Annotated in this window: 7 protein-coding genes; 3 read left to right on the top strand and 4 right to left on the bottom strand. The window is 65.7% G+C overall.

Going from position 1 to position 10,266, the window contains the following annotated elements; translation table 11 throughout:
* Positions 1 to 120 precede the first annotated feature (120 nt).
* Together AC1Q64_RS18655 and apbC are read right to left on the bottom strand one after the other, a co-directional pair.
* Positions 121 to 1,077 (bottom strand): LysR substrate-binding domain-containing protein, encoded by a 957-nt coding sequence (locus AC1Q64_RS18655; protein ID WP_492252369.1) that lies wholly within the window; start codon positions 1,075 to 1,077, stop codon positions 121 to 123.
* A 25-nt stretch (positions 1,078 to 1,102) separates the two neighbouring features.
* Complete coding sequence (gene apbC, locus AC1Q64_RS18650; RefSeq protein ID WP_492252368.1) at positions 1,103 to 2,194, bottom strand: iron-sulfur cluster carrier protein ApbC; 1,092 nt, start codon at positions 2,192 to 2,194, stop codon at positions 1,103 to 1,105.
* 120 nt (positions 2,195 to 2,314) lie between these two features.
* Between apbC and AC1Q64_RS18645 the strand changes: the two genes are divergently transcribed.
* Both AC1Q64_RS18645 and AC1Q64_RS18640 read left to right on the top strand, forming a co-directional pair.
* On the top strand, positions 2,315 to 2,887 hold the full coding sequence (locus AC1Q64_RS18645; RefSeq protein ID WP_492252367.1) for a restriction endonuclease: 573 nt from the start codon (positions 2,315 to 2,317) through the stop codon (positions 2,885 to 2,887).
* 106 nt (positions 2,888 to 2,993) lie between these two features.
* Positions 2,994 to 4,265 carry a patatin-like phospholipase family protein gene (locus tag AC1Q64_RS18640; protein ID WP_492252366.1) on the top strand — a complete coding sequence of 424 codons (1,272 nt, stop codon included), beginning with the start codon at positions 2,994 to 2,996 and terminating at the stop codon, positions 4,263 to 4,265.
* Between the two features lie 19 nt (positions 4,266 to 4,284).
* Here the strand turns inward: AC1Q64_RS18640 and AC1Q64_RS18635 are convergent, their stop codons facing one another.
* Entirely contained in the window at positions 4,285 to 5,400 is a 1,116-nt protein-coding gene (locus AC1Q64_RS18635) for an SMP-30/gluconolactonase/LRE family protein (RefSeq protein ID WP_492252365.1), read from the bottom strand.
* A gap of 173 nt (positions 5,401 to 5,573) precedes the next feature.
* Between AC1Q64_RS18635 and metG the strand changes: the two genes are divergently transcribed.
* Entirely contained in the window at positions 5,574 to 7,673 is a 2,100-nt protein-coding gene (gene metG / locus AC1Q64_RS18630) for a methionine--tRNA ligase (protein WP_492252364.1), read from the top strand.
* Positions 7,674 to 7,789: 116 nt separating this feature from the next.
* Here the strand turns inward: metG and AC1Q64_RS18625 are convergent, their stop codons facing one another.
* Positions 7,790 to 10,117 (bottom strand): FG-GAP repeat protein, encoded by a 2,328-nt coding sequence (locus AC1Q64_RS18625; RefSeq protein WP_492252363.1) that lies wholly within the window; start codon positions 10,115 to 10,117, stop codon positions 7,790 to 7,792.
* Between the last annotated feature and the right edge of the window lie 149 nt (positions 10,118 to 10,266).

The following is a 10,266-nucleotide window of genomic DNA, read 5'->3' as shown; positions in this document are numbered from 1 at the left end:
GGCGCATGCAGCGTCAAATTGCCGATGCACATGGGTCGATCACAAAAACAAATGAAACAGCCGGGTTTGAGATGCCCTGCGAATCGCCTATGGCCGCCCCGGCGGTGGGTCGAGCCTGGGTCAGTGGACTGCCAACAACCCGCTGTGCGCAGCGGCATGCTGCAGCCAATCGGAGTCTTGCGCCAGCGCCAGCGCAGCATCGAGTGCACGCGTTGGCTGCACCTGCCGGTGCGACATGAATCCAATCGCCGTGGTGAGCACCGGGCCCGTCAGCGGCAGCGCCTCCAACCCGTCATGGCCGCGCACGGCATCGACCAGCGCCCCGGGCAGGATGCTGCACACCTGGCCTGCCACCACGCTCAACGCCAGGGTCAATACCGAATCCGTTTCCATGGCGGGCCGCACCGTAGCACCCGCGCTGCGAAACGCACCGTCCACCAGGCTGCGGTTGTGCATCTCGGGGGTGAGCAGGCACAGCGGCAAGGCCGCCGCATCGGCCCAGGCCATGGGAGGGCCTATCTGCAGCCCGCGCGCCGGCCCCTTGCGCTGGCTCGGCGCCCGGCGCAGCAAAAAATAGTGCTCCACATACTGCGGCCAGGCCCGCAGCAGGCCGCCGCGTGCAGGCATGCGCTCGGTGTAGCCCAGCGCCAGGTCCAGTGCAATGGATTCCAGCCCCGCCTCCAGCGCCTGCGAGCTCATCGACAGCGCCACCGGCACGATGCCAGGGTGCCGTGCCTGCAGCTGCGCCGCAAACCGCGCCAGGATGGGCATGGCGGTGGGCACCGCGCCCAGGCGCAGCGTGCCGCGCGGGTGGGCGGCGTCACTGCTCAGGTCCTGCTGCAGCACCTGGTGCTCGTGCAGCATGCGCTGGGCCGTGGCGAGCACGCGCTCGCCCTCGGGCGTAAAGCCCTCAAAACTGCGGCCCCGGCGCACCACCACCACGCCAAACTCTTTTTCCAGCGCGCGCAACGCGTTGGAGAGCGCCGGCTGCGTGATGTGGCAGGCCTGCGCCGCCCGGCCAAAGTGCCGGTGCTCGTGCAGCGCCACCAGGTAGCGCAGGGACGCGAGCAGGTTCATGGCGCGGTGCGGCGGATCGGGAAGATCAGGTGTTCTTGCTGATCGAGATGGTGGGGAACTTGCTGGAGAAGTCCTTGGCCTGCTGGGCGATCTTCACCGCCACGTCGCGTGCCACCTTCTTGTAGATCTTGGCCACGTCCCCGTCGGGGTCGGCCACCACGGTGGGCTTGCCGCTGTCGGCCTGCAGCCGGATGCTCATGTCCAGCGGCAGAGCGCCCAGGTAGTCCATGTGGTATTCGGCGGCCATCTTCTTGCCGCCATCGGCACCAAAGATGTGCTCCACGTGGCCGCAGTTGCTGCACACATGCGCGGCCATGTTCTCCACAATGCCCAGGATGGGCACACCCACCTTCTCGAACATCTTGATGCCCTTCTTGGCGTCCAGCAGCGCGATGTCCTGCGGGGTGGTCACAATCACGGCGCCGGTCATGGGCACGCGCTGGCTCAGCGTGAGCTGGATGTCGCCGGTGCCGGGCGGCATGTCGATGATGAGGTAGTCGAGGTCTTTCCAGTTGGTCTGGCGCAAGAGCTGCTCCAGCGCCTGGGTGGCCATGGGGCCGCGCCAGATCATGGCTTCGTCCTGGTCCACCAGGAAGCCGATGGACATGACCTGCACGCCGTAGTTCTCCAGCGGCTCCATGGTCTTGCCGTCGTCGCTCTCAGGGCGGCGATTAATGCCCAGCATCATGGGCTGGCTGGGGCCGTAGATGTCGGCGTCGAGCACGCCCACACTGGCGCCCTCTGCCGCCAGCGCCAGGGCCAGGTTGGCGGCCGTGGTGCTCTTGCCCACACCGCCCTTGCCCGAGGCTACGGCAATGATGTTCTTGACCTGGGGCAACAGCTGCACGCCGCGCTGCACGGCATGGGCCAGCACCTTGGTGGTGATGTTGACCGACACGTTGTCCACGCCCGCCACGCCCTTGGCGGCGGCCACCAGGCTGCGGCGCAGCTCGGGCACCAGGCTCTTGGCGGGGTAGCCCAGTTCCACGTCAAACGCCACGTCGCCACCGGTGATCTGCAGGTTGCGCAGGGCGCGGCTGCTGACAAAATCCTTGCCCGTATGGGGGTCCAGCACGCTGGAAAGTGCGGCCAAAAGGCCCTGTTCGGTGACTGCCATTCAAATAACTCCTGTGGGGCCAGTAGTCTATTCCCAAGCTCCCGCCCCCTGCCGCTGAAGGACAATGCGCACCGCATTGCATCGTAGCTCTCTCCAAAAAGGCCTCCCGTGAAATTCAAGATGTCCGAAAACTCCCTGTTTGCCGTCCTGCTGCGCTCGCCGTGGTGGATCAGCTTTGTGGTGGTGGGCCTCATCACGCTGGCGGCCGGAGCGCTGTTGCCCAAGGAATACTTTGTGGTGGGTGCGCTGGCGGGTTTTCCCATCTTTGTGGTGGGTTGCATGGCGGCCTGGAAGCAGCTGCGCGCGCCCAACCCCGCCAAGGTGGTCGAGATGCTGGAAGCCGTGGGCAGCATGCCGTGGCGCAGTTTTGCCGACACCCTGGCCACCGCCTGGGAGCGCGCGGGCTACAGCGTGGAGCGCCTGACAGGCAACAACGCCAACGGGGCTGACATGCGCCTGAGCCAGGGCGGCAAGACCACGCTGGTCAGCGCCAAACGCTGGAAGGCTGCCACCCATGGCGTGGAGCCGCTGCGGGAGCTGCACACGGCCATGACCGCTGCCGATGCGTCGGCGGGCGTTTATGTGGCCGCCCTGGGTCAGGTCAGCGAGAACGCCCAGGCGTTTGCCCGCGAGCACGGCATCGTGGTGCTGCAGGGTGATGCCGTAGCGCAGCTGCTGCTCAAGCAGCGCTGAGGGCCACAACACCGCGTGTGGGGCGGGCCGCACATGCGGGTTTTCCCACATGAACCGCGCCGGGGCGCCCCTCCACACTGGGAGCCTTACACCGCCCACCCCGTCCATGCCCCCCACAACCCCCACCGCAGCCCCTGGTACCGGGCCTTCCACACCCGCCACGGGCCTGCTGCTGACCGGCGGCGGCGCCCGCGCTGCCTACCAGGTGGGCGTGCTCGAAGCCATTGCCGACCTGCGCCAGGCCTGCGGCGAAGGCGGAGGCCCCAACCCCTTTCCCATCATCACCGGCACCTCGGCGGGGGCCATCAACGCGGCGGCGCTGGCCTGCGGGGCCGACCACTTTGACCGTGCAGTGCGCCGCATCGCACGCGTATGGCGGCAGTTCCATGCCAGCCAGGTGTATGGCGCCGACTCTCTGAGCGTGATGCGCAGCGGTGCGCGCTGGCTCACACTGGTGTCGCTGGGCTGGGCGCTGGCACGCTGGCGGCGCATGCGGCCGCGCTCGTTGCTGGACAACTCCCCGCTCGAGAAGCTGCTGGTCAAGATGGTGCCGCTGGTGCGCCTGCCCCGGCTGATCCGCAAGGGCCACCTCACCGCGCTGGCCGTCACGGCATCCAGCTACAGCTCGGGCGAGCACGTCACCTTTTTTGAAGCGGCCACGCCCGTCAAACCCTGGGTGCGCTCGCAGCGCAAGGCTGCCAGCGACCGCATCACACACGAGCATCTGCTGGCGTCGTCGGCCATTCCGTTCATCTTTCCGGCCAAGGGCATCGAGGTGGACGACCACATCGAATACTTTGGCGACGGCTCCATGCGCCAGTCGGCGCCCATCGCCCCCGCCATCCACCTGGGGGCGGAGCGCATTCTGGTGATCGGTGCGGGCCGCATGCACGAGCCCCAGGGTGATGCCGCCGCCAACCCCACGCCCAACTACCCCACCCTCGCGCAGATTGCGGGGCATGCACTGTCCAACATCTTTCTGGATGCGCTGGCGGTGGATGTGGAGCGCGTGCAGCGCATCAACCAGACCCTGTCGCTCATCCCCGAAGAAAAGCGCCTGCACAGCGCGCTGCGCCCCATCGAGCTGCTGGTGATTGCGCCATCGCAGCGCCTGGACGCCGTGGCCGCGCGCCATGTGGGCGACCTGCCCGGCCCGGTGCGCACCATGCTGGGCGCCCTGGGCGTGACCTCCAACATGGCCGATGTGCGCGGCGCGGCGCTGGCCAGCTACCTGCTGTTCGAGTCCGGCTACACGCAGGAGCTGATGGCCCTGGGCCGGGCCGACACCCTGGCCATGCGGGCCGAGGTGTGCAGGTTCTTTGGGTGGACAGATACAGGCGCCGAGGTGAAGACCCGGCACCATGGGGAAACCGCCTGAGACGCCCCAGGCCTGAACCCTACGGCTTGGGCAGCCACCCCAGGCCGTGCGCGTGCAGGCTCTGCACATACAACCGGTCCGCCGTCTCCGTGATCGCGGTGGTCTCGGGGTAGGCGCCGCTCGGGTCCTGCAGGTCGGCCACCACCTTGCCATCGTCGGTGAACGCAATCACATGGCCGTAGGGCTGGGGGATGGGCCAGAGCGCACGCGGCAGGCGCAGGGTCAGGCTGCGCAGCCAGGGCTTGCCCGCCATGTTGTCGATGGCCGCCCCACGCGGCTTGGCAAAGCCCAGCCACACCTTGCCGCCCTGCCCGCGCATCAGGTTGTCGGGGTAGCCGGGCAGGTTGTCGAGCAGTATGCGGGCCTGGGGGCTGGGCAGGGCGATGTCGAGGTCTTTCGCATCCACTGCAATCTTCCACACCCGGTATTTGCCGGTTTCGTTGACGAACAGGTGCTTTTCGTCCTGGCTCAGCGAGACGCCGTTGGCAAAGCTGATGCCGCGTGCCACCACGCGCGTACTGCGGTTGGCGGGGTCGTATTCGATCACCCGGCCCGTGCTGGCCTGCTCCAGGATGTCGAGCACGCTCGCTTCAAACGTGCCGCCCCAGTCCTTGGGGGCAAAACGGGTGGAGGCGTCGCTCAGGTACATCTTGCCGTTCTGGGCCACCACCACGGCATCGGCATAGCGGATCGGGTCGTTGCCCACCTTGTCGGCCAGCACGGTGACCTTGCCATCGGGCGCGATGGACAGCAGCCCCTTGACCGCATCGGCCGCAATCAGGTGGCCCGCCGCATCAAAGTCAAACCCCAGCACCCGCCCGCCGGTATTGGCAAACACCTCCTGGCCCGAGCCATCGGCGTTCATGCGCAGGATGTTGCCACTGAGCACTGTGGTGTAGAGCTTGCCGTCCTTGCCAAAGGCGATGTGTTCCGGGCCCACCTCACCCTTCAGGTCGATCATGTTCAACTGGGCCAGGCGCTGGTTGGGTGCATGCACGCCCTGATAGCCGGGCGCGGCGGGCGCACTCCAGGCCACCGGCTGAATGGGCACAGGCCACGCCGCCAGATAGGCAGCCACCACCAATATCGCGCCACCCACGCCCCACCCTACCCGTTTTGCCCATGTTCCGGCCATGTGTTGTCTCCTGTTGATTGTTGGAATGCGGGGCATTGTGGCGCCATAGGCGGCCTGCACGCAGCCCTGATTGGCACCTGCGCGACCTGGGGAGGCCACCGCAACGCCCGCAATGGCCAGGGATACTGACGACCGCCTAAAATCGCGGGTTCCGCCTGAGAAAGCCGCTTTTCATGACGACCTCCGCCCGCAAACTCTTCGTTACCACCGCCCTGCCGTACGCCAACGGCAACTTTCACATCGGCCACATCATGGAATACATCCAGGCCGACATCTGGGTGCGGTACCAAAGGATGCAGGGCAACGCGGTCAACTTTGTGGGTGCGGACGACACCCACGGCGCGCCCATCATGATTGCGGCCGAAAAAGCGGGCAAAACGCCCCAGCAGTTCGTGGCCGACATCGCGGCCGGCCGCAAGCAGTACCTCGATGGCTTTCACATCAGCTTTGACAACTGGCACAGCACCGATGCGCCCGAAAACCACGAGCTGGCCCGCCAGATCTACCGCGACCTGCGCGACCGTGCCGACGGCAGCCTGATCGAAGTACGCACCATCGAGCAGTTCTTCGACCCCGAGAAGAACATGTTCCTGCCCGACCGGTACATCAAGGGCGAATGCCCCAAGTGCCACGCCAAGGACCAGTATGGCGACAACTGCGAAGTGTGCGGCACGGTGTACGCCCCCACCGACCTGATCAACCCCTTCTCGGCCCTGTCGGGCGCCAAGCCCGAGCTGAAGAATTCGGAGCACTTCTTCTTCAAGCTGTCGGACCCACGCTGCGTGGAGTTTCTGGAAAACTGGACGCAGGACGGCAAGCTGCAGCCCGAGGTGGCCAACAAGATCAAGGAGTGGTTCACCGTCCGCACCAACCCCGACGGCACCACCAGCGAAGGCCTGGGCGACTGGGACATCAGCCGCGACGCACCCTACTTCGGCATCGAGATCCCGGACGCGCCCGGCAAATACTTCTACGTGTGGCTCGATGCCCCCGTGGGCTACCTCGCGTCGCTGAAGAACCTGCTGGAAAAGCGTGGCGAAAGCTACGACGCCTACATGGCCGACCCGGCGATGGAGCAGTACCACTTCATCGGCAAGGACATCGTCACCTTCCACACGCTGTTCTGGCCCGCCATGCTGCACTTCAGCGGCCGCAAGACGCCCAACAACGTGTTTGTGCACGGCTTCTTGACCGTGAACAACGGCGAGAAGATGAGCAAGAGCCGGGGCACGGGCCTGGACCCGCTCAAGTACCTGAGCCTGAACATGAACGCCGAGTGGCTGCGCTACTACCTAGCGGCCAAGCTGTCGGCGCGCAATGAGGACATCGACTTCAATGCCGAAGACTTCATGCTGCGCGTGAACAGCGATTTGATCGGCAAGTACGTGAACATTGCCAGCCGCGCGGCGGGCTTCTTGACCAAGCGCTTTGATGGCAAGCTGACCGACCAATTTGGCACCGCGGGCGCGGCCCTGCTGGCCGAGGTGCGCGGCGCGGGCGACGCCATCGCGCAGATGTACGAAACGCGGGAATACGGCAAGGCCACGCGCGAGATCATGCTGCTGGCCGACAAGGTCAACGCCTATGTGGACCAGAACAAGCCCTGGGATCTGGCCAAGGACGCTGCCAACAACGAGGCCCTGCACCAGGTGTGCTCGGTGCTCGTCAACGCCTTCGCCACACTCACCCGCTACCTGGCCCCCGTGCTGCCGGGCCTGGCCCAGGCGGTGCAAGGCTTTGTGGGCGTGAACATGCAGCAGTGGAACGTGGCGGGGGACGTGCAAGCCATCCAGCCCTACCAGCACCTGATGCAGCGCGTGACCCCAGAACAGCTTGAAGCACTGTTTGAGGCCCCAGCGCAAGTAGAACAAGCGCCAGCAGCTACTGAAACCGTAGCAGCCAACTCCCATCCTGGTGGCGAAGAACTCGCCCCCACCATCACCATCGACGACTTCACCAAGATCGACCTGCGCATTGCGCTGATCGTGAACTGTGAGCCGGTGGAGGGATCGACCAAGCTGCTGCGCCTGACGCTAGACGTGGGCGAAGGCCGCACGCGCAACGTGTTCAGTGGCATTGCCAGCGCTTACAAGCCCGAAGACCTGGTGGGCAAGCACACCGTGATGGTGGCCAACCTCGCCCCGCGCAAGATGAAGTTTGGCGTGAGCGAAGGCATGGTGCTGGCCGCCAGCCATGGTGACGAAAAGGCCAACCCCGGCATCTACGTGCTCAACCCCTGGCCGGGCGCCACGCCAGGCATGCGGGTGCGGTAAGGCGTGCAACGCTCATAGACAAAGCAACCGTCAAGGATGCCGAGGGGTGCTGAGCCCCTCGCCATTCGCTGATAGAGGATGGGGCGGCATGTTGACTGCCGCCCTTCATCCAGTTTTCAGTACAGGTACACCGCGCCCGCGTTGGTGCTGCTTTCGTCCGACTGATTGCCTCCAACGCCAGTCGATCCACTGTCTTCGGTGGATGCACCCACGGCCAGCGTAGTGCCGTCACCCGATATCGCCACACGTCCACCAAACCGGTCCCCAGCGCCCGTATTGGGTGCCTTCAGGTAGGTCTGTTGCGCCCAGGTGCCTGCGCTGCGGCGGAACACCAGCACTGCGCCCGCATCCGCAGCGGCGGTGTTGGCCTGGTCGCCATTGAATCCGCGCGCATTGCTGTCGTCGCGGTACGACGGCACCACCAGCGTGTTGCCGTCGCTGGACATGGCCAAGTTGTTGCCAAACCGGTGGGGGGTGCGGGTGTTGGAGGCTTTCAAGTACGCCTGTGACTGCCAGACGCCACCTGCGCGAATAAACACAAACACCGCGCCAGAGTTGAGTGCCAGGGTGTTGCTGGGTGGAGGCACGACGAAGCTGCCTGTGTAGTTGCTGCTGTCTCCATCCATGCCAACCGCCAGCGTGTTGCCGTCGCCTGACAGGATGACCGACACACCGAAGCGGTCCTGCGCTTGGGGACTGGGGGCCTTCAGATAGGCCTGCTGCGACCATGCCCCCGCATTGCGCTGGAACACGTAAGCCGCACCGGCATTGGTCAAGGTGTCGTCCGCAGGATCACTCGCCAGGGCGCTGCGCTCAAAGAACGCACCCACCGCCAGGATGTCGCCCGCGCCAGACAGGCTGAGGTAGATGCCGAAGAAATCTCCCGCTCCTGCGTTGGATGCCTTGAGGTAACTTTGCTGTGCCCAGCTGGTGCCCGTGCGGGCAAAGACGTAGGCAGCCCCGGACGCAGCATAGGCTGCACTGCCGTGTGTTCCGGTCAGGTCACCATCCTCGTCATAGGCCCCCACCGCCAGGGTGTTGCCGTCGTTCGAGAGGGCTACGAACGAACCGAAAAGATCGTCGGCATCCGCGTTGTTCGCCTTGATGAATGCCTGCTGCGACCAGACGGCGCCCGTGCGGGAATACACATAGACGGCGCCGGAGTTGCTGGCCAGGTTGTTGGTGGCGGGCATCGTCGCAAACGTGCCCTTCTGGTCGCCGCTCTCGCCGTCTGCGCCAATGGCCAGCGTGTTGCCGTCGGCAGACAGCGCCACGGCATTGCCGAAATAATCGTTGGGCTCACCGTTGGGGGCGGCAATGCGCGCCTGCTGCGACCACGTGGCGCCGCTCTTCGTGAAGACGTACACCGCTCCGGTGTTGCCACCCTCTCCATAGGCCCCCACGGCCAGGGTGAAGCCGTTGCTGGACAAGGCCACGCGGTTGCCAAATCGGCCTTCGGCGGTGGTCGCCGACGCTTTGAAGTACCCAATGGCACGCACCATGTCGGCCGCTGCAGAAGTCGACGGGGCGCTGCAACCACCCGCATTGCAGGCCTGCACGGTGTAGGTGGCATTCAGCCGCAGGTGCAGCAGCACTGGTACGGCATAGGTCAGCCCTGTGGTGGCGGTGGACCCGATCTGCACGGGTGTCAGCAGGCCTGCGCCATCGGGGTCCTCGTACACCGTGTAGCTGGTGGCACCCGGCGCCGAAGTCCACGAAAAGATCAGCGCCTTCGCTCCGTAGCCAATGCCCAGGCCACTCGGCGCCGGGGGCGGTGGGGGCGGTGGTGGAGGCGGCGTATAGATCGTGCTGCAAAGTACCCTCACCTGGGTGACCGGCGCCACGGCGACTCCGGTGCCAGCTTCGACCGTACAGGCCTGATCCACAGGCTGCGCATACACCGTGACCACATAGGCGCTGCCATGAGAAACCGGCGAGGCAAACCGGAAAGCGCCGTTCTCAGTCAACAGCAAATCTGCAGCGCCGTTCAGCCGCAGCCTCAGCCCCCCCGCCAGGCCCGTGACGGTCCCACCCACGGCATAGGTGTTGGTGGTACAGGTCACCCGGATGTTGGAGACAGGGCCCGTCACCACGCCCGAGCCGTTTTCCACCACGCAGGTCTGCCCCACCGGCTGGGTGCGCACCACAATGTTGTAAGCCTGCCCCTGCGCAACATTGGTGACGTAACTGCCGCTGGCCGTGATGCTCACTTCCGCACCCGTTCCGTTGGCAAGTACCAGGGTGCCCGTCAGCCCCGTCACCATGCCCCCCACCGGATGCTGCACCACGGAGGGCGGTGGTGGGGGAGGCGGTGGCTCGGCAGAGTCCCCACCACCGCCGCCGCAAGCTGCCAGGGCGCCTGCCATGACCACAGGCGACGCCCATGCCGCACCGGCAAGCCTCGCACGCAGGGCCTCGGCCATGGCGGAAAAATTTCGATACATCAAGGGTTCTCCGGGTCTGTGAACTGCATGGACACTTCAACCCCTCGGGAGGCACGAATAGGTCCGGCTCCCTCGTGCGGGTGCAGGCGGGGTGCCTGAAACTCTATGGCGGGAGGACGCGCAAGCGCACCCCACTGAAGCAGGGTTGA

The organism is Acidovorax sp. GW835-FHT14G06, from assembly GCF_058793595.1.
The sequence above is the reverse complement of the archived record's forward strand: the minus strand, read 5'-3'. Positions and strand labels throughout refer to the sequence as shown.

Coding starts and splice junctions, on each gene's coding strand:
- AC1Q64_RS18645 (WP_492252367.1), top strand. CDS start 2,315: ATGTCCGAAAACTCCCTGTTTGCCGTCCTGCTGCGCTCGCCGTGGTGG.
- apbC (WP_492252368.1), bottom strand. CDS start 2,194: ATGGCAGTCACCGAACAGGGCCTTTTGGCCGCACTTTCCAGCGTGCTG.
- AC1Q64_RS18635 (WP_492252365.1), bottom strand. CDS start 5,400: ATGGCCGGAACATGGGCAAAACGGGTAGGGTGGGGCGTGGGTGGCGCG.
- AC1Q64_RS18655 (WP_492252369.1), bottom strand. CDS start 1,077: ATGAACCTGCTCGCGTCCCTGCGCTACCTGGTGGCGCTGCACGAGCAC.
- metG (WP_492252364.1), top strand. CDS start 5,574: ATGACGACCTCCGCCCGCAAACTCTTCGTTACCACCGCCCTGCCGTAC.
- AC1Q64_RS18640 (WP_492252366.1), top strand. CDS start 2,994: ATGCCCCCCACAACCCCCACCGCAGCCCCTGGTACCGGGCCTTCCACA.
- AC1Q64_RS18625 (WP_492252363.1), bottom strand. CDS start 10,117: ATGTATCGAAATTTTTCCGCCATGGCCGAGGCCCTGCGTGCGAGGCTT.